Raw genomic sequence first — 18785 nt, forward strand, 5'->3', positions numbered from 1 at the left:
TTTTTGAGATCCTTATTACGTTTCGAAAGTACTAGAACTCCTTCATGAAATTTTCCTTTTTAGAAAAAATCAAAGAAAAGTCCCAATTCTTGCAATGGAAAGTGCTGATCGGTTTTTTCTCTCTGACCTTGTTATTGATCATAGCAAGTTTGATCAGCTTGTATGGAATGATAGAGCTGAAGGACTCCGGAGTTTTAATAGAACACACATTTACTGTCATCGAAGAAATTGACCAATGTAAAAGTATCACTAGAGAGATCGGGATCGCACAAGCTTATACTGAGGACGCTGCCTCCGAAAATACCAGATCCTTATTTTCCAACTTAAAAAGTGAGATCAAGATACTACAGAATCTTACCAAGGACAATCAGATCCAACATGTACGGATCCAGGGAATTTCCAACCTGATCGCGACCGCAGAAAAACAGCCGACCTCTTTCGAATCCAAAAAAGGGATCACACTGATAGAGATCGGAGAGCTGCTAAATAATATGCAGGAAGAAGAATTAAGGCTTCTGAACAGCAGAAATGCCACAAATTCTTTGAGAGGGACCAGAGTCGCTTATTCACTGCTTACTTTAGTTATTGTTTCGTTTTTGGTGGTAGGTTACGGCTCCTTTGCGGTCCAAAAAGATATCAAAGAAAAGAGAAGGATCACTGATAGATTGATAGAAAGTGAATCCAGGCTTCTTTCCATCTTGGACAATTTACCTTCTGCGTTTTGTATGATGGATCTGGAAGGAAGAACTCTATTCCACAACCAAGTATTTGCAAACCGGTTTCTGGACAGTAAAGATAAAAGAAAGGATATGGGACTGGAAAACCTTTTCGGGAAAGAGAAGGCTCAATTCATTTCTACCATCATTGCAAAATCCCTGGAAAAACAAGGCCCATTGGATTTCGAATTGGACCTAATCGTTTCCGAGGAAGAAAAAACATTCTATTGTGTGATCGTTCCTCTCGTGGACTTAGAAGGAGAAGTGTATTCAGTCTGCGGTTTGTTCACGGATATTTCCGTGCGCAAAAACTATGAACACGATCTCAAAAAAGCAAAAGAAGAAGCAGAAAAAGCAAACCGCGCCAAGTCGGAATTTTTGGCGATGATGAGCCATGAGATCCGAACTCCTATGAATGGAGTGATCGGAATGACGGAACTTCTGATCGATTCCAATCTGAATAAGGAACAAAAAGAATACGCTGAGATCATCCAAAAAAGCGGGGAAAGTCTTCTCAATATCATCAATGATATTTTAGATTATTCTAAAATTGAATCCGGGACCCTGTCTCTGGAAATAAGAGAATTTTCAGTCATAGAAACTATCGAAGAAGTTTTGGATCTATTCAGATCCCGAGCCGCGCAGAAGCAGATAGATCTGGTCTATTATCTGGATCCGAACGTTCCCGATAGGATCTTATGCGACAGCCTGCGTTTAAAACAGATCTTTATCAATCTCATCGGGAACGCATTAAAATTCACCGAACAAGGAGAGATATTCCTATCTGCAGAAGTTTCTAAATTAGAAGGGAATCTATATACGATACTATTTGCGATTAGGGATACCGGGATTGGAATTCCTACCGAGAAACAAAAAGAATTATTCCAACCATTCTACCAAGTAGATACATCTTCCACCAGAAGATACGGAGGAACTGGACTTGGGCTTTCTATTTCTTCTCGTTTGATAGAAATGATGGGCGGAGTCATCTGGGTGGAAAGTGAACTGAATATAGGTACAACCTTCTCCTTTTATATCCAGGTAGAAGGAAATAATCAGACAAAGATCAAAGAAAAAGCGGCAAACTCAGAATTAGAAAATAAGAAAGTTCTTATACTAGATGATAACCCTACCAACCTCAGGATCCTAGCATATCAGCTGCAAATTTTAGGACTTATAACCTTCTCCGCTAAATCAAAAGAAGAAGCATTAAATCTGCTTGATTTGGACATCATGCCCGACTTAGGGATCTTAGATTATAATCTTCCTGGAAATACGGGAATAGAGATCGCTCAAGAGATTCGCAAAAGGAATTTCCATTTTCCATTAGTGCTTCTATCTTCTTCTTTCCTGGATCCTAAAGACAAAGAAGTCGCCGGGGAATTATTCTCCGGAGAATTGAGTAAACCTGTTAAGAAAAAAGATATAGAAAGGATCGTGACCGAAATTTTAGCGGAGGGAGGAACTAAGGCAAAGGCGAATACTAGATCTTCTTATCTTGCCGGCCAAAAAGAAATTTTAAGTTCTCAATTTCCTTTCAAGATCATGGTGGCGGAAGATAATGAGATCAATCAAACCCTGGCTAAAAGAATTATCCAAAAATTAGGTTATGAACCGTTTATCGTTCCGAATGGAAAAGAAGCTTTGATCGCTCTTAGAGAAAAAAAGATCAATCTGATCTTTATGGATGTTCATATGCCAGAGATGGATGGACTACAAGCTACTCAGGTCATTCGGAATACTTGGCCTATAGAATCCCAACCTTATATCATTGCAATGACTGCGGCAGCAATGCAAGGGGACAGGGATCTATGTTTAAGAGCCGGGATGAACGATTATATCTCCAAGCCGATCGTATTCGAAGAGCTGGTCCATGTAATGAGAAAAGCAGGGAATACTCTCTTTCCCAAGTCCAAGGCCTAAGTTCTAATGCCGCTTTCCGCCGGTCCCAAGCCATAAAAAACCGTCCAAAAATCCTAATTTCTGCCGATCTTTAAATTTAGAGGACCTCACTCTTCTATGTCCAGGACCAGAGTTATCATATTCATTTCATTCTGTTTGCTATTTCTATTTTCGGAAACCGGGACAAGCCAAGAAGAAAAGGAAACCCAATCTTCCGATACCAGAAAGACAGTACTTTGGACGGGAGAGGTTCTTTCCGTTTATAGGAATAAAGGAAAAGCAAAGATCAAGATAGGTAGGAATTCCTACTTTTCGGAACGTTCCGAAGAAGAGATCAGGGGGATCCTCGGCGAAAAACCGAATCTACCTTTATTCAGAAAACCTAAAATGGAAGAAATAGGCACATTCCAAATCGAGAACATAGAAGTTGAATTCGGAAAAGTTGGAAAACTCACAAAACCTGTTTCCATAGAACTGAGAGGGAGTTTTTCGGTAGCAGAAGGTAAACCTGCAAGATTGATCAGTGTAGGACTTTTGATCGGTGCTTATGGAGAAGAAACATTCTACCAAGATCCCTCTAGATTTGATGCGACGGATGTGGTCCGAAATCGTTTAGCAAAGGTAATTCTTCATCCGAAAGACGGAAAAGAAATGGTGCTCGTCCATACCGGTTATGAATCCAACGGAAAGATCTTATACGAACATATGGGATATTTCCTATATGGACAAGGTTCCGATCCCGGGGACGACAGTTATAATCCTAAATTCGGAGTTCCTGACAGAAGCAGCTTAGAGGAAATTTCTTCCTTTTATATAGATAAATACGAAGTAACCAACAAAGAATATAATAAATTCTTAAAGGAATCAGGAACTCCTCCCCCGCCTCATTGGGAAAACGGAAATTTTCCTAGAGGAAAAGAATATCACCCCGTCACCAACTTAACTTATAGAGAAGCAGAGGCTTATTCTAAATGGGCCGGAAAAAAGATCCCAAGCGAATGGCAATGGGAGAAGGCAGCTAGAGGGACAGGACTCGTCTGGAGGTTATTAAAGGACGAAAGTTACGAATTTATCTCCCAGCCGCAAGACTATCCATTCGGAAACGAATTCGATTCAGCACTCTGTAATACTAGAGAAAGTGGAAGCAAGGGAACGGTCTCCGTTTTTGAACTTCCTTCCAAAGGACAAAGCCCTTATGGTGCGATCGGAATGTGCGGCAACGTTGCAGAATGGACCAGCTCTCCTTATATACCTTATCCAGGACATAGACCGAACACCGGAAGATTTGGAAAACATTTAAAAGTGATACGAGGTGGTTCTTATTCTGGAACCAAAGAAGAAGCTAAAGTTTATGCAAGAGATTTCGGTGGAATTCCGAATCTATTGAATGATAGAAAAGCAGGTCTTAGACTTATCACGGAAGTGAAGAACTAATTAGGAAATCCTTACCTTTACTAGAATTTTATCCAAAGTTTTAGGTGAGATCCTGCTTAAAAAATAACCGAATTTTTCCTTCAATTTGGAAGGAATGATCTCTCTTTTTCTTTTCTCTATTCCTTTTAAGATCTTTTTAGCGACCGACTCGGGCTCTAATCCGTTCTTCTGACCTTCATCCATAATTCCATGAGGAGTTCCGTCTCCCGCTAAAGCCTTAATCGAAATTTCAGTTTTTACAAAGCCTGGACATACAGTCATAACGTGGATCCCCGTTTTGGCGTTTTCCAATCGGATACTATCCATAAAACCTTGCATCGCATGTTTGCTAGCCGCATATCCGGATCTCAATTGAGTCGCGAATTTTCCTTGTATGGAAGAAATAGCCACCACATGCCCTTCGCTTTGGCGAAGATCCGATTCCAAAAGTCGATACAAGAACACTAAAGGAAAATAATTCGTATCCATAATGGATCTGAAAATTTTTATATCTGTCTCGGCCGCAGTTCCTCTCATAGAGATCCCTGCATTATGAATAAAGCCGTCTATTCTCTTGAATTTTTTACGGAATTCTTCGACTACTTTTTTCATTTCAGATTCGGACATTACATCCGCTTGGAAAACAAAAATCCTCTCAGGATGAGAAGCGGAAAGTTTGAGTTCCTTAAGGGCTTCTTTTCTTCTCGCGATAACTCCTACAAAGGCACCTTCCTTTTCCAACTCGGAAGCCAAAGCTCTGCCTATCCCTGAGCTTGCTCCGGTGACTAAAAAAACCTTATCTTGAAAAAACGACCCCATTCCAAATTCCGTAAAGTAGGTAGAAGATTAGGTAAGAATGCTAAAAAAGCAAATCAAAACACGGTAAAATCCTTTCAGGACTATCTCTTGGGAAAAAAAAGGAACCAGGAGAATGTATGGCACTTTCCCAATTAAAACAAAAGATCAGATATAAAGACTGCGGTTTCCAGCGCAGGTACGAAAGCAGATATTATTGGTTTCCGGAAGAAAGTCCTCCTAGTTGTCTGATAGAAGTCAGCCAAAGGGATCCGTATCACGACATGACATTATACATGTTAGTGAACTTAGCCACTATGAAAATTATGGATCTGGATGTGGAGGAAGATAGAGTTCCTTACGAAACTTGTCCTCATGCGATCAAAACATATTCTTATCTGATCGGAGAAGATATTTCTTATAATAAAATTATGAGAAAGTTCCCCGAAGATAAAACGATAGGTTGTCTTCATATAAACGAACTTCTACAAAATGCTGCCCAAAGTTTTTCTTCCGCGTATGCATTCTTCCTAAAGGAAAGAAATTTCCCACCTGAATGGGACGAATATAGAATGTACCAAGGTGACTTGGATCCGAAATCCAGAAGAGAGATAGGAAGGCATTGGTGGATGAAAGACAAAGGTGTCCGAAATTCCTGTTATAGTTTCTCCGATAGACATGAAACTCCTGAATTGAAGCAGCAGGTGAAACCTCTTGACAGCATCACATCATTGATGGTAAAAGAATTTCGCAGCGCCAGAGGAACATGATGATCCGAAGTTTCGCGGTATTTATTTTATCCATTTGTTTCTGCCCTGTATTTGCAGATACCAACGAAAACTGTGATAAAAAAAATATCTGTTCTTCAATCGAAACGGAGAACCAAGAAACTTCAGTTTATCTCCAAGCAAAAAATCTAATCCCTGGAACACATATCACGGTCTATACTGCAATCGAAGGTTCTAATATAGAAACGGAACCCCAAAGCCCGGTCTCATTCGTATTAAACGATCCGGAGAAGAAGAAGGTGCTAACCTTCAAAAAGAAAGAGAATACGGAAGCTCCTGTTTCGGTAGCAGTATTGGCAGTGGCCTATTACGGAGACTTATCCGCAAAACATGACGAAACCTACGTATACACTCTTCCCTACGAGGGAAAGTCTTGGATCTCAGTAGGTTATAATAGCGGAGAAGAACATAAAGGTGGAGGAGCTTATTCTCTCGACTTTGTTCTCCCGGAAGGAACTCCACTTTTAGCGGCAAGAGACGGGGTCGTAGTGGAAACAGAAGATAAATTTACGGAAGGAAGAAGAGACCCCAAGCTGATCGATAAAGCGAACCGGATCGTGATAGAACATTCGGACGGAACAGTTGCGATCTATGGACATCTAAAATCCAAAGGTGTATTCGTAAAACCTGGAGAGAAAGTAGTCGCAGGACAAAAGATCGGACTCTCCGGAAATACCGGATTCAGCACGGGACCTCATTTACATTTCGAAGTTTATAAACCGGAAGAGAACCGGAGAAAAAAAAGTTTTGCCACCTTATTCAAAACAGAATCGGAAGAAAAAGAATATCTAAGCGAAGAAAATGCTTACTGGACCCCGGATGGAAAAACTCCTCCCGGATTTCCGATCACAAATATAGAAGAATTTTGTATCAGTCATTCTATTCCGGACCCGGATAAACCTTCTTCTTGTCCCGATAAACTTCAGGCAAAACGTAAATTTTATCTTTCTATCCCGATCTATAAATCAGGGCCTTATACTTTTAAGGCGGAATTCATTTCCCTAAAAACGAAAAAGGCAAGTTTTACTTTCGAGGAAAAAATCCCAGGAGGGATCAATTTCGAAGCCTGGGAAATCCAACCGGTTCTGAACGCAGGAAAATATAAGATCAAATTCTATCTAGAAGAAAAAGAGATCGGGGAAGGATCCCTACAAATCCTTCCTTGACCTAAATTCGCTTTCGAGTGAAAAGGATCGATCCATGTCTAATTTTATAGTAATCGGACTTTGTTTTCTGTTCGGGATCTTGATCCGCACTAGAAAAATATTCCCTTCCGATTCCCATAAGGTTATCAATTCGTTTATCATCTCGGTTTCTCTTCCTTGTATGGAGTTCGGACCGCTGCGTCATGCTTCTCTGGATGGGAACTTCTTAACATTCGCGGCGATGCCTTGGGTGCTTTTTGGATCCGGATTTTTGTTTTTCAGCTTTTTCGGAAAGTTACTGGATTGGAAAGAAAGTACGATCGTATGCCTTTGCCTTTCCGCAGGACTAGGAAATACTTCCTTTTTAGGAATTCCATTGATAGAGTCCTATTACTCTAAAGATGGACTTCCTACAGTTCTGATCATAGACCAGCTTGGAACATTTCTCACTCTTGCCATTCCCGGAACTTATTTAGGAACAAAGGCAAGACACGCACTCAAATCCTCGGAAAGCAAGTCTTCTCTCTGGAAAACATTATTCACATTCCCTCCCTTCATCGCGTTATTGATTTCTCTGGCTTCTCGTCCTCTTTCCGTTCCTCCGGAACTTGAATCCGCGATCTCAAGTATCGGGGACACCCTCATTCCTTTGGCTCTTTTTTCAGTTGGATACCAACTTCCCGGGACCATTCGGATCAATTCCGAAGAACCAAATGCCGAAAATCCCAAGAGGGAATCAGACGATTCTTTTAGGATAAGAATTCCTTTGTTATTCGGCTTAGTATTTAAACTTCTTATAGGCCCCATCTTTGTATGGCTTTGTTTCGGAACATTCTTCCATTATTCCGAAAAGAATATGGGTGTGGATTTTTTCAGAAACTTTAAGATACTAATTATGGAATCGGCAATGGCTCCCATGATCACGGGAAGTCTTCTCGCAGCAGAATGGGGACTTGCACCTAGACTTGCCGTTTCCCTAGTCGGAATTGGAATACCGCTTTCTTTTCTAACGACCTTGGGATTGTATTACCTCCTGGAGAATCAGGCGTGGACTGGAACGATCTTTTTCGGGCAGTAAAAACAGGAAACAACGGAACCCTTCGCGCCTTATTATCAGAGGCAGCGACAAGAGATGGTTTCGCGGAAGAATTTCCTGAATTAAGAGATTCGTACGGCTGCGGACTTTTGTACTGGGCTATCAAAGAAGGAAATAAAGAAGCCACAAATCTTTTAGTAGAGTACGGTTCCGATCCGAATGAAACAAGCTCCAGAGGAGAGACAGCACTTCTTCTCGCATTAGAATCCGAAAATGCGGAACTCACCACAATTCTATTGGATTATGGCGCAGATCCCGAACTCAGGGATATGGATGGAAATACTCCATTAACCAGAGCAATCAGCTCCGGAACATTAGAATTAGTAGAGATCTTATTCGATCTGCCAAATCATCCTCCTGACATCGAATCCAGAAATGGAGAAGGTTATTCTCCTCTTCTACTCGCGGTGGACATGGGCCATTTAGAGATCGCAGAATATCTGGTTTCAAAAGGTGCAGATCCTAAAAAGAAAAATTCGGAAGGCCGGACAATCCTTCATCTAACTGCATTACATAATGATTATGAAATATTGGATCTATTCTCGGAAAATAAAGAAGTTCGTTCTTTATTGGAGAATAAGGACCAAGACGGGAATACTCCTCTTCTTCTTTCCGCATTGTACGATAGCGTAGAATGTTTGGAAAGATTACTGAACCTGGGTGCAGATCCTTTGGCCAAAAACCTAAGCGGCAAAACAGCCAAAGAAGAAGCCGATAGAATGAAATTCCATCATACTCTCAAGGTCATAAATAAAGCCACGATAACCTTATTATTCAGAGCTTCTTCCGAAGGAAAAACGGACACTGTGGAAAAAATCCTAAGCAATGGTTACGAGGCAGAAGTTAGAGATATGCTTGGCCGCACACCGTTATTACTCGCAGTAAGGTCCGGAAAAACGGATTTGATCGAATTATTAGTGAAGAATGGAGCTTCTCCTTATTCCACAGATAAGGAAGGAAATTCTCCTTTAGCTCTTGCAGAAGCTTCCGAAAGCCCGGCCCTGCATCAGATATTTAAACAATTCCTGAATCCGGAAGAAGGAAAATAATCAGATCCTGCTTCTTTTGATGATCTTTTCGAAAAGTTCTTCCGGATCCGCACTGACTTCCAGCCATTCTCTTGTTTGAGAATCTAAAAAACCCTCTTCTACCATATGATCTAATTGTTGTAATAGTGGATCGAAAAATCCGTTTACGTTCAGTATACCGATCGGTTTGGAAAGAACTCCAAGTTGATTCCAAGAAGTGACTTCTACCAATTCTTCTAAGGTTCCGATCCCGCCCGGCAAAGCAATGAACGCGATGGACTTTTCATACATTAAAAGTTTTCTTTCATGCATGGTAGGAACTAAGATCAGTTCTGTGATTTCTTTATGAGCAATTTCTTTACTAGAAAGGAATTCAGGAAGCACACCGATCACAGACCCGCCTTTTTCTAAAACAGAATCGGCAATCGCTCCCATCAAACCGGAGGTAGCTCCTCCATACACCAGCCCGATCCCTTCGGAGGCCATTAGATGACCTAAGAATACTGCGGCTTGGAGATAACGAGGTTCCTTGCCAGGTCTGGAACCGCAGAATACACAAATGGCTGGTTTCATCTGGGTCAGGATCGATTTTGAATTGGGTTTGGCAACCTGATTTGAGAGAAGGAGCAGATCAAAGGAAAGATTTTGGATCTATCCTTGATTCGGATAAATGAGGATCTCCGTATAAGGGAATTCTTGTTTAAGATCGTCTAGTAAAAATTCCAAGATCTTAGGATATTCGGAAGTCTGGATTTCCTTTTTGAATTCCAATCGGAACTCAAGAAATTTCCTTTCTCCCTTGGATCTGGCTTTCAGATCGTAAATTTTAGAAACCTGAGGAAACCGATCCGAAAGAATGTTTTGGACAATTTCTTTGTATTCGTCCGAAAAGTCGAAAACCATACCTCAAAACTTTCGATTTTAGGAAAATACTTCCTCCCTTTTTTCATTCTTACTATAAAAAAGAATTGGAGTCTTGCGTCCAAGATACTTAGTCTTTCCGTTTACAAAGCTACGCGAAATACTTAGAGGTAGACCTTGCAGACTTTTCTGAAACTTTCCGCATCCTTATTCTTAGGCGTCTTTCTATTCGTATCCAGCCCCGTATTTTCTCAGGGCAAATTACCGGATCCGGATGCCTTGGAAAAAGAAGCAGACGAGTTGGAATATCAGGCCGGTAAATCCCAGGTCCAAGCAGAAAGAAGAAGGCTCGCATTACTTGCTGCAGAAAAAAGAAAACAAGCGGTTGATATCCGAAACGAACTTCACGACCAAGAATTATCCAAACCTTATACCAGACCTACCTTAGATATTCAATTCGCAGCATTACAATCCACTTGGGAATCCGAGGTATTAGCCAGACAAAAGAATATCGGGGTCAATAATTATAATACGATCCTGTCGACAGTAGGTGCTTACCAAAATGCTCAAACCACTGCTGCAGGTGCCGGTGTAAATCCGAACTTGTTAAATGACAGTATCACAGGTTATTCCAGTCCCCAAGGAAATACTAAGACCGCAATCCCTATCAAACTTTCTTATCTGAATACTGCCAAAACTTTCGGAATAGAATTCAATTATTTAGATCTAAAGATCAGACCTTCTTATACGACTGTAGACACTGCTTCCGTATTATCTGCACTTGCTCCAGTCCAATATCATTCCGTTCAATACAGAAGATTGGATTATTCTTTGAACTTCGCTTGGTATATGCATACGGCAACCGGAAGGATCGGTGTAGCAGTAGGGGCAAGAAACCTAGATATCATTTCCAGTGAATACGGAGCGATCCCGGGAAATTATGGATTCGGAAAATCGGAAGAAAAAGCGGGAGGATTAGGTCCTCAAATCGGAGTACGGATCTTCAAAAATTTCAACGCATTCTTATTAGGACATTTTAAAGCGGATTATTTCAGGACCTTAGGACATTATAATAGGAACACCCAAGGAATTCTGAACGGGATCACTGGACCTTATATTTTAGATACTGCCCCTCCAGGCGGACTGAAAGAGAACGTTCTGAGCAGAACAGGATACGAGATCGATTTTGGTCTTTCTCTACTCAGAAGCCGCTGGTTAAAATATACTTTAGGATTCCAATACACTGAATTGATCTCAAAAGTCTCCGGTTATAATTATAATGCGAATGTTTTCCCCGGAGCGCCGGGCGATGGACTATTCCTAAATCAGGTCTCCAAACCTTTAGATCAGATCTCCACAGGCGCAGCCTTACGAAAAGAAGTGCATGATAAATTCTATGGAATTTATCTAAGTTTAACTTTGACTATTTAGGAAAGAGAAGAAGGAAAAGCGCCGCTTGAACTGCGACGCTTCGCTTATTACAGAAAATTAAGCTGCTTGGGTAGAAGCCACAAATCCGTTCTTTTCCAATAGATAAAAGGAACCGAACAGAACGGAAACATAAGTAAAGTCCCCGAGCAGGCTGTATTTGAAGAAAGGGATCGCAGCAATATAACATTCTGCTAATCCTTGTACGTTCAAAGTATACATTCCTGAAGTCAACCAAACGAAGAAGTTTGTGATTACGAAGAATGAAACCGAACCTGCAAGACCGGTGATCGCCAAAGAACCAAGACCTAAACGATCTTTGATCTTCATTCCTACGATCGCATACACAACGAACAATCCGTAAATTACCGGGATCAAATCGTGAAGACCGATTACTAGGTCGCTGATCAGCATAATTCCCAAAGGAAGAGCGATCGCTAACCAACGGTTAGAGAAATAAACCCCAGCGAAAATGGATATCGCTAAAACCGGAGTGAAGTTCGGTAAGTGAGGAAGAAAACGACTGAGAACCGCAAATACGAGTAATGCGAAAGCTACCAAATTTTTAGATAGTGACATGTTCTTTCTGGTATCCTTTTTACCCGATTTTAACATAAGCACTCTAAATTGAAAAGCACTTAGGTTTAAACAGGGATTTTCGGATAGGATGAGAGGCTAAATTCCCCAGTCAATCTTCATTTCCGGGAAAAAGACTGGGAATTCAAAATCGAAAATCAAGCCTAGTACTTAATGAAAGCTCCTGACCCGAAAGACTATCCGAACTCGATGGCATTTCTCCAAGACATAACTTCCAAACTCAGAAGTCCGGAAGGTTGTCCTTGGGACAGGGAACAGACACATTCTACCTTAGTGCCCTATCTAATCGAAGAATCCCAGGAAGTCGTAGAAGCAATACTCAAAGGGAACGACGAACATACTAAGGAAGAATTGGGAGATCTATTATTCCAAGTGATACTTCATTCTCAGATCGCATCCGAAAGAGGTGCATTCGGTCTAGAAGATATTGCAAAGGATGTGGCGGAAAAACTTGTGCTTCGCCATCCTCATGTATTCGATCCGGAAACAAAGGATATCTCTTCCGCAGACGAGGTAGTCGCAAACTGGGATCTATTTAAAGAAAAAGAGAAACAACTCAGACAAAAGACTTCCAAAGCTAAATCGATCTTATCCGAAGTTCCTGAAACATTTCCGTCTCTATTAAAGGCGGAAAAATTCCAGAAGAAAGCGGCCAAGGCGGGTTTCGATTGGGAAGACATCAAAGGTGTAGAAGAAAAACTGAATGAAGAATTGCAGGAGTTCTTGGACGAGATCAGAGGAATTTCGGATCCTTCTTCCAATCAAATCAGGATAGAAGAAGAATTGGGAGATCTACTTTTTACCATCGTAAATCTGGCAAGAAAGCTGGGAGTCTCTGCGGAGTCCTCTCTTACCAGGACCAATATAAAATTCAAACATAGAATAGAATATATAGAAGCAAAACTTGGAGAATCAAGCCGTAAGTTTTCGGAAACTCCTTTAGACGAACTTGAGGAGCTTTGGAACCAAGCAAAAAAGCCTGCAAACCGAACTCAAAATCCTTTGGAAGAAAAACAGTCTAACGTTTCAGACCTTATTCGTGGACTTTCTTCTTATCTGGTTTGGAAACAAGGTACTGAAACAGACTGGCCTAAAACTTATAATTTTTCCTACAAATCGGCGGAGTACTCGTTGGTATTCTCCGCATTCGGATCTATGACTGTATTGCCAAGTGTAGACCCTTGGGGCAGAAAGGCACAACCCATCTTCTATCTGAATCTATCCGAAAAGAATCCTAAAATCTGGGAAGATTTGTCTGGAAATTCTTACAAAACCCAGGAAGATATTTACGAGGCAATCTTAGGATCTATCCGCGATTACAACAAAACGCTTTGAGGGAAAGAAGAATGATCCGTTATGGGATACATAGACATATATCAAAAGTCTATAATAAATTTCCTTAATAAAGACACGGTTTTTCCAATCTAGATCGAAAGTTCTATCCGTCTTCAATAACATGAATGCAAATCAGGAAATACCTTATAAAGGCGGCCTCCAGGAAGGTGCCGGTTTGCCTTCGGAAAAACTGAAAATACTGATTGTTGATACTAGCAAGGTTATCCTTGAGATCATCTCCTCCGAATTCTCCTCATCCTTATTCGAAGTCCAAAAAGTCTCTCATGTGGAAGAAGCGACACGACTTGCCAGAGAGAAAAAATTCGATCTGATCACATTAGGGATCCATTTAGAAGGCGGGACAGGTTTCGATCTATGCAAAAAGATCAGAAGCAAAGATAAGAAGGAAAAATTCGCTTCTTCCGGAGCAACAATCATATTCGTTACCTCCGATTTTACAGAGGAAAATAGAATGATCGCTCATAATGCAGGAGCTGACGGTTTCATAGAAAAAACCCAGGAATTGAGTTCCTTCCAATCCACAATAGACGAGATCGTAAAAGATCTGATCAAAGAGAAGAAGGACCCTTCTCAAAAAAACCCTAGTTTAGCAAAACGGAAAGTACTCATCATAGACGATTCGGAACTGAATCTGATGCTATTCAGAAGATTATTAGAATCGAAAGGTGCAGAGGTCCAAACTGCAATTTCCGGTAAACATGCCCTCCAAATTTTAGAAGAAAGGCCCGGAGATTTCGAGGCGATCTTTACGGATATGTACATGCCCGGAATGAATGGGAACGAACTCTGCAGCATCGTCCAAAAAAATCCGGATTTCTCTCGGATAAGATTAGGGATCACTTCTGCTGCGGAAGAATCTTCTTTTACCAGGGACAAGATCCCAAGCGGTGTGGAATTATTTTCTAAACCTTATGATATGCAAGAGATCTGCAATTTTTTGAAATAATCGAGCGGATTAAAGAAACTCAATCCCGACGATCACGTCCGGATGGCATTCTCTTCTGATATCACCTTCTATCTTAGGCAATTTAGAGAACCAAGTTTTGTTTTCGAATAATAGATCGATCCAATAGAAAAACAAATTCGCTTCTCCTAATTCATTTTGGATCTTGAGTTCTCCAAAATCCTTTTTGAGTTCTCCTATTCTTTCGAATGTTTCCCCGTTTTTGGTTTTATAATGTATCTCCCAAGGTTCCGCCTTATAAGGAACTCCTTGAGAATTCGGTTTTCCTTGGACTAGTTTCCAAGCCTTAAGTAAAATCCTAGATACTTCTTCGGACTTTAAGGTTTTGGAATATTGTACATTCTCTCTAGTATGTTTGAATGAGAATTCTTTAGGCGCAGCTTTCCAAGTGCCGGTGATTGTTCTACCATCGCAAAAGAAAGCCTTCACATTCGGTCCTAAGTTTTGATTATTAGAAGAATTGGAAGAATTAGGAGCATCCCCTCTTGCATCCAAACTTGGTTCATTCGGGAGAGTCGGATCTTTAGGTAAGCTAAGTTTTTGACCGAAAATCGGAGTGATCAAAAATAAAAAAAGAAGGAACCGTAAATGGCTCCCTCTTCTGTTTGTGTCTTTAGATTTCAAGGATGAGATTCCCATCTTACACTAAAGGCGTTTTTGGATCGCCTCCATAAACTGGAAGGTATCCAATTGTTTCGGGCCTTTGGTTGTGGTAAGTAGGACTAAGTCCTTGGTCATCTCTCCCGCTTGGATAGTGTCGATTACCGCCTTCTCCAATTTTTGAGCAAAGGAAACAACATCAGGAGTCCCATCCAATTCTCCCCTCTTAGCAAGAGCTCCGGTCCATGCAAAGATAGAAGCTACAGAGTTAGTAGAAGTGGTTTCTCCTTTTTGGTACTGTCGGTAGTGACGAGTCACAGTTCCGTGTGCCGCTTCGTATTCGAATTTTCCGTCTGGAGAAACAAGAACAGAAGTCATTAGTCCTAATGATCCGAATCCGGAAGCCACCATATCGGACATCACGTCTCCGTCATAGTTCATTAGAGCCCAAAGCATTCCGCCTGGGTTCTTAACGATCTGAGCGACTGCGTCGTCGATTAAGTAGTACCAGTATTCGATCCCTGCAGCTTTTAGTTCTGCAGCTCTTTTAGTGGAAACTTCTTCGAAGATCGCGCGGAAACGAGCGTGGTATTTTTTAGAGATGGTATCTTTAGTCGCAAACCATACGTTGATCTTTTCGGAGATCGCATAGTTGAAACAAGCTTCTGCGAAGCTATAGATGGACTTGTCCAAGTTGAACTGTCCCATCACTACACCAGGTCCGTCGAAATCGTTGATGGTAACTCTTTCTTTTTCTTTTCCGTCTTTGCTTGTGAAAACGATCTCTACTTTACCGGCTTCCGGAATATAAAGTTCGGTATCTTTGTATAAGTCACCGAATGCGTGACGACCTACTACGATCGGTTTTTCCCAGGATCTAACTCCGGAAGGAATATTGTTTACGATGATCGGTTTACGAAAAACGGTTCCGTCCAAAATGGAACGAATTGTCCCGTTCGGGGACTTCCATTCTTTTTTGAGTTTGTATTCAACCACTCGATCTTGGTTCGGAGTGATTGTAGCGCACTTAACGCCGACCCCGTATTTTAAAATAGCATTAGCGGAATCTACGGTGACTTTATCGTCGGTTTTATCGCGGTATTCAACGCCTAGATCATAATAATCTAATTCAATATCAAGATAAGGATGAATGAAACGATCCTTAATTTCTTTCCAAATTATACGTGTCATCTCGTCCCCGTCGAGCTCGACGAGAGGAGTTTTCACCTTAATTTTAGCCATTGGAATTCTCCTTAGAATGTCAGATGGATTGTAGGTTTAAACCTTAGGTTTTTCCATCTTCTAAGGACTTAGGACTTCGGGAAAGAAGGATTCTCCTTTATTTTCAAGATTCCGCTTCGGAGATAGTATAGGTTTTGGGTGGAGAAGTAATTGATAGCTACCGGAAGGGAAACGATACCCAGGACTGAAAAATAACGATATTTTAAAGGATCTTTTCCATCCAGACCCACAATGGACTTTTCTAAACGTAAAAGTATCTTTTTCCAGCGTTGTAAGGTGGGAAGAAGAGAAGGATTACATCCCTCGAAATACAGACCTTCTGCGGAGCTAACAATTACATCTTTCAAATTGCTGGGAAGCGCCGGAGAACCGAACAGGTCTCTTACTTTAACTAGGTCTTTTTCGACCTCGGACTCTGTTTGTCTTGGAATAGGAAGAATAGAACTGATCCCTAAGGAAACAGGAAGGGAAAGACGGAACAAAAAGTCGGAAGCAACTATGGAGTTTAAATATCTTCGAATTGTTTCGCCCAACGCGTCGGTATGATCCAGCTGTGAATCGCTTAGATCCTTTACGGTTTGGATAGTGTACTGGCTGAGCTTGATCTTTTCCGTCCAGAACAGGCCCAGTAATTCCGTTTCCATGTGGGTAAAGAGTACATTTTTTACTCGGCCTTTTTTGGCAATCTCTATCTTGAGATCCGAATTCCGTTCTTATATACCACTTACGGGGAAAGGTTTGGTACCCAAGGAATAAACCTGCCTATTAAGATCGGGATCTATTCCTCTTCGCACATGAGTTCAACCAGGTAACCATCCGGGTCTTGGAAATTTAGAAAAAGTGTCTTAGAAGATTTACGAACACCGTATTCCAATCTTTGAGAGAATAATCTTTGTTCGATCTCTCTAAAACTTTTCGGATCCACTCTGATAGCAAAGTCACAGCCGGACTCAAATACGGGAGAAGAAGGATCATCCTTCTCTCCATAAATCGCTATATTCGATTTTCCGATGCCTAAAACTTTCGCGGCTTTTTCGGTCTCCTCCTCTTGGGGGAGACCGAAAATTTCACGATAAAAATTCGCACTTACTTCCGGATCACGGGAGGTGATACCGATATGATTTACTTCCATAAACATAATTTTACTCCCTTAATTCGCGATCGATTTGATCTAACTTCTGTTGAAGTTTGTGTCTCATCTTCTCTTTCATTCTACGTTTCCAGTGTGCTCTTTCTCTATGACCGTGGTGATGGCCTGGACCAAACCAATGTCCGCCTTTAAACAATATATGTGAAAGAACGAACAAACCTAAAGCCTGCCAGTAACTGATCTGCTTAATCCCGAAAATATCGGGAAGCAACCAGTTCCAAAGTTGCCAAACCGCATAAGCCAAACCGAAGAAGAACAACGGCATAAAGAATATGATCAGAAAAAATTTCCCTAATCTATGTCTAAACTCGTCTGAACCGTGCATGGTTTTCCTCCAAAACTCAAAACTCTTCCAGAAAGAAAACCTTTAGGTCCTTCAAACGTTTTGCTAAAAAATCCTTAGCGTAAGATTTTCGTGCTGAGAGAGTTCCTTCCGGAATTCCGGTGGCTTCCGAAATTTCTCTGAAGGATTTTCCTTCGAACACGTTTTGTACAAACGCTGATTTTTGTTCTTCAGGCAGCTCTTCTACAGCGATCGCTAATTCCTGGAGCACAAGACTTCTGTAAAATTCCTTTTCAGGTCCCGCCGCTCTATCAGGTAACGCATCCTCTAAGAAAAACTCCTGCTCTAAACGAGAGTTAGAATACTTCCCCGCTTTTTTAAATCTGTACCAGTCCCCGACCTTATTTCGAAGAACCGCATACACATAAGCTAAAAGATATTCGATAGACCCAGCGGAATCCAGTTCGGTCACAGCGGTTAAAAAAGATTCCTGAAGAAGATCTTCTGCTTCTTCCGGATCCGCAACCCTGGAACGAACCCATGCGAGGATTCTATCTCTTTCCCGTCTGTATATCGTGTCCAAGGATCCCAATGTGTTTCTCTTTCCTTAGAGAAGTAGTTGTTTCAGTGGGATTTTCCTTGGATTTTTTTTAATAAGAATTGGTTTGAAACGGAAAAAAAATGATCCAAAAAGGAAGAATTCCGGACCAGAACCCATTCGTAATTAAAATGCTCTGCATAAAAACTCCTGAAGTTCGATACAAAGGTCCCATGTAAGAAAGCTAAGTTTATCTATTAGATCCCATTTTTTTCCAAAACTCTAAATTTTTTTCAGCCATTTCCTTCGGCCAAAACCCGTTTCCCCGGAGGATTTTATGAAGGCTAAAAGAAGCGAAGAAATAGAAGAACATTTCGGTTGGATGAAATTAAAAACGGATCAATTGGGTTTTTTAGGAATTATACATTCCGTAAATAGATTCTACGATTCCCTGCAAGGTTCCCAATCCAATGAGCTTCGTTACTTCCGAAGAAAATTAGTAAGAACGGATTTTAGATATTCTAAAATTTTTATGAAGAAGTTCGGAGATTACGAATATCTGATCTATGCTCGGATAGAGACCCGAGGAAAATCGGAATCGGATTCTTGGATACATATAGATGGTATCAGAATGGAAAGGGACGAAATGAAAGCAAAAGGAGTAAAGGATCATCCCTCTTATGAAATTAGATGCTTGAGTGATATTTTCGAATCTTCCTGCGTGCCTGCATCCAAATCGGAGGAGGACAAAATAGATTTGGATTGTAGTTAATTTCAAAAGTTAGGGGATCAATCGTTTAGAAGTCCAAACAAAATCCGGAAAATTTATTTCACCCGGACAAGAATTGCTTGCCGGAGAATAAAACCAGGGTTAGGAATTGAT

Annotated in this window: 20 protein-coding genes; 10 read left to right on the forward strand and 10 right to left on the reverse strand. The window is 41.0% G+C overall.

Going from position 1 to position 18785, the window contains the following annotated elements; all coding sequences use genetic code 11:
- Positions 1-44: 44 nt before the first annotated feature.
- Together EHR06_RS14745 and EHR06_RS14750 are read left to right on the forward strand one after the other, a co-directional pair.
- Positions 45-2639 (forward strand): response regulator, encoded by a 2595-nt coding sequence (locus EHR06_RS14745; RefSeq protein WP_135757699.1) that lies wholly within the window; start codon positions 45-47, stop codon positions 2637-2639.
- Between the two features lie 96 nt (positions 2640-2735).
- Complete coding sequence (locus EHR06_RS14750; protein WP_135757700.1) at positions 2736-4052, forward strand: formylglycine-generating enzyme family protein; 1317 nt, start codon at positions 2736-2738, stop codon at positions 4050-4052.
- Here EHR06_RS14750 and EHR06_RS14755 read toward each other — a convergent pair whose 3' ends face one another.
- On the reverse strand, positions 4053-4850 hold the full coding sequence (locus tag EHR06_RS14755) for an SDR family oxidoreductase (protein ID WP_135757701.1): 798 nt from the start codon (positions 4848-4850) through the stop codon (positions 4053-4055). It abuts the gene before it with no gap.
- Between the two features lie 116 nt (positions 4851-4966).
- On the opposite strand from EHR06_RS14755, the gene EHR06_RS14760 reads away from it, so the two are divergent.
- From EHR06_RS14760 to EHR06_RS14775, 4 genes are read left to right on the forward strand one after another with little or no spacing between them, the layout of a single operon-like run.
- Positions 4967-5596: a DUF2889 domain-containing protein gene (locus tag EHR06_RS14760; protein WP_135757702.1), complete on the forward strand. Its 630-nt coding sequence runs from the start codon at positions 4967-4969 to the stop codon at positions 5594-5596.
- The gene (locus EHR06_RS14765) at positions 5593-6780 is read left to right on the forward strand and encodes a M23 family metallopeptidase (RefSeq protein ID WP_279633356.1); all 1188 of its coding nucleotides are present in this window, start codon (positions 5593-5595) and stop codon (positions 6778-6780) included. Before EHR06_RS14760 ends, EHR06_RS14765 begins: the two co-directional genes overlap by 4 nt.
- A 34-nt stretch (positions 6781-6814) precedes the next feature.
- Positions 6815-7837 (forward strand): AEC family transporter, encoded by a 1023-nt coding sequence (locus EHR06_RS14770; protein WP_135757703.1) that lies wholly within the window; start codon positions 6815-6817, stop codon positions 7835-7837.
- Complete coding sequence (locus EHR06_RS14775; RefSeq protein WP_135757704.1) at positions 7807-8904, forward strand: ankyrin repeat domain-containing protein; 1098 nt, start codon at positions 7807-7809, stop codon at positions 8902-8904. Before EHR06_RS14770 ends, EHR06_RS14775 begins: the two co-directional genes overlap by 31 nt.
- On the opposite strand, the gene EHR06_RS14780 is transcribed toward EHR06_RS14775, so the two are convergent.
- Together EHR06_RS14780 and EHR06_RS14785 are read right to left on the reverse strand one after the other, a co-directional pair.
- Positions 8905-9465, reverse strand: a complete 561-nt coding sequence (locus tag EHR06_RS14780) for an LOG family protein (RefSeq protein ID WP_208757807.1) — start codon at positions 9463-9465, stop codon at positions 8905-8907.
- A 69-nt stretch (positions 9466-9534) separates the two neighbouring features.
- Positions 9535-9786 (reverse strand): cation transporter dimerization domain-containing protein, encoded by a 252-nt coding sequence (locus EHR06_RS14785; protein WP_135757706.1) that lies wholly within the window; start codon positions 9784-9786, stop codon positions 9535-9537.
- Between the two features lie 135 nt (positions 9787-9921).
- On the opposite strand from EHR06_RS14785, the gene EHR06_RS14790 reads away from it, so the two are divergent.
- A complete protein-coding gene (locus EHR06_RS14790; RefSeq protein WP_135757707.1) occupies positions 9922-11175 on the forward strand; it encodes an LA_2444/LA_4059 family outer membrane protein in 1254 nt (417 codons plus the stop codon).
- 57 nt (positions 11176-11232) lie between these two features.
- On the opposite strand, the gene EHR06_RS14795 is transcribed toward EHR06_RS14790, so the two are convergent.
- On the reverse strand, positions 11233-11751 hold the full coding sequence (locus tag EHR06_RS14795) for a DUF6580 family putative transport protein (protein ID WP_135757708.1): 519 nt from the start codon (positions 11749-11751) through the stop codon (positions 11233-11235).
- Between the two features lie 171 nt (positions 11752-11922).
- On the opposite strand from EHR06_RS14795, the gene mazG reads away from it, so the two are divergent.
- Positions 11923-13104: a nucleoside triphosphate pyrophosphohydrolase gene (gene mazG / locus EHR06_RS14800; protein WP_135757709.1), complete on the forward strand. Its 1182-nt coding sequence runs from the start codon at positions 11923-11925 to the stop codon at positions 13102-13104.
- A gap of 175 nt (positions 13105-13279) precedes the next feature.
- On the forward strand, positions 13280-14071 hold the full coding sequence (locus tag EHR06_RS14805) for a response regulator (protein ID WP_135757710.1): 792 nt from the start codon (positions 13280-13282) through the stop codon (positions 14069-14071).
- A gap of 9 nt (positions 14072-14080) precedes the next feature.
- Here the strand turns inward: EHR06_RS14805 and EHR06_RS14810 are convergent, their stop codons facing one another.
- The 6 genes from EHR06_RS14810 to EHR06_RS14835 all read right to left on the reverse strand — a co-directional run bounded on the left by EHR06_RS14810 (position 14081) and on the right by EHR06_RS14835 (position 17956).
- Positions 14081-14713: a hypothetical protein gene (locus EHR06_RS14810; protein ID WP_135757711.1), complete on the reverse strand. Its 633-nt coding sequence runs from the start codon at positions 14711-14713 to the stop codon at positions 14081-14083.
- 21 nt (positions 14714-14734) lie between these two features.
- Positions 14735-15931 carry an NADP-dependent isocitrate dehydrogenase gene (locus tag EHR06_RS14815; protein WP_135757712.1) on the reverse strand — a complete coding sequence of 399 codons (1197 nt, stop codon included), beginning with the start codon at positions 15929-15931 and terminating at the stop codon, positions 14735-14737.
- 68 nt (positions 15932-15999) lie between these two features.
- Positions 16000-16575, reverse strand: a complete 576-nt coding sequence (locus EHR06_RS14820) for a hypothetical protein (protein WP_135614406.1) — start codon at positions 16573-16575, stop codon at positions 16000-16002.
- 134 nt (positions 16576-16709) lie between these two features.
- Complete coding sequence (locus EHR06_RS14825) at positions 16710-17063, reverse strand: VOC family protein (protein WP_244288616.1); 354 nt, start codon at positions 17061-17063, stop codon at positions 16710-16712.
- A gap of 10 nt (positions 17064-17073) precedes the next feature.
- A complete protein-coding gene (locus EHR06_RS14830; protein WP_135757714.1) occupies positions 17074-17406 on the reverse strand; it encodes a hypothetical protein in 333 nt (110 codons plus the stop codon).
- Positions 17407-17422: 16 nt separating this feature from the next.
- Positions 17423-17956: an RNA polymerase sigma factor gene (locus EHR06_RS14835; protein WP_135757715.1), complete on the reverse strand. Its 534-nt coding sequence runs from the start codon at positions 17954-17956 to the stop codon at positions 17423-17425.
- Between the two features lie 283 nt (positions 17957-18239).
- Here EHR06_RS14835 and EHR06_RS14840 point away from each other — a divergent pair, with 283 nt between their 5' ends.
- A complete protein-coding gene (locus EHR06_RS14840) occupies positions 18240-18674 on the forward strand; it encodes an LIC_13246 family protein (protein ID WP_135757716.1) in 435 nt (144 codons plus the stop codon).
- Positions 18675-18785 lie beyond the last annotated feature (111 nt).

Origin of the sequence: Leptospira dzoumogneensis, from assembly GCF_004770895.1 — a bacterium.
Classification (GTDB): Bacteria; Spirochaetota; Leptospiria; order Leptospirales; family Leptospiraceae; genus Leptospira_B; species Leptospira_B dzoumogneensis.

Coding starts and splice junctions, on each gene's coding strand:
- EHR06_RS14745 (WP_135757699.1), top strand. CDS start 45: ATGAAATTTTCCTTTTTAGAAAAAATCAAAGAAAAGTCCCAATTCTTG.
- EHR06_RS14815 (WP_135757712.1), bottom strand. CDS start 15,931: ATGGCTAAAATTAAGGTGAAAACTCCTCTCGTCGAGCTCGACGGGGAC.
- EHR06_RS14750 (WP_135757700.1), top strand. CDS start 2,736: ATGTCCAGGACCAGAGTTATCATATTCATTTCATTCTGTTTGCTATTT.
- EHR06_RS14770 (WP_135757703.1), top strand. CDS start 6,815: ATGTCTAATTTTATAGTAATCGGACTTTGTTTTCTGTTCGGGATCTTG.
- EHR06_RS14840 (WP_135757716.1), top strand. CDS start 18,240: ATGAAGGCTAAAAGAAGCGAAGAAATAGAAGAACATTTCGGTTGGATG.
- EHR06_RS14755 (WP_135757701.1), bottom strand. CDS start 4,850: ATGGGGTCGTTTTTTCAAGATAAGGTTTTTTTAGTCACCGGAGCAAGC.
- EHR06_RS14825 (WP_244288616.1), bottom strand. CDS start 17,063: ATGGAAGTAAATCATATCGGTATCACCTCCCGTGATCCGGAAGTAAGT.
- EHR06_RS14765 (WP_279633356.1), top strand. CDS start 5,593: ATGATGATCCGAAGTTTCGCGGTATTTATTTTATCCATTTGTTTCTGC.
- EHR06_RS14830 (WP_135757714.1), bottom strand. CDS start 17,406: ATGCACGGTTCAGACGAGTTTAGACATAGATTAGGGAAATTTTTTCTG.
- EHR06_RS14785 (WP_135757706.1), bottom strand. CDS start 9,786: ATGGTTTTCGACTTTTCGGACGAATACAAAGAAATTGTCCAAAACATT.
- EHR06_RS14760 (WP_135757702.1), top strand. CDS start 4,967: ATGGCACTTTCCCAATTAAAACAAAAGATCAGATATAAAGACTGCGGT.
- EHR06_RS14820 (WP_135614406.1), bottom strand. CDS start 16,575: ATGGAAACGGAATTACTGGGCCTGTTCTGGACGGAAAAGATCAAGCTC.
- mazG (WP_135757709.1), top strand. CDS start 11,923: ATGAAAGCTCCTGACCCGAAAGACTATCCGAACTCGATGGCATTTCTC.
- EHR06_RS14795 (WP_135757708.1), bottom strand. CDS start 11,751: ATGTCACTATCTAAAAATTTGGTAGCTTTCGCATTACTCGTATTTGCG.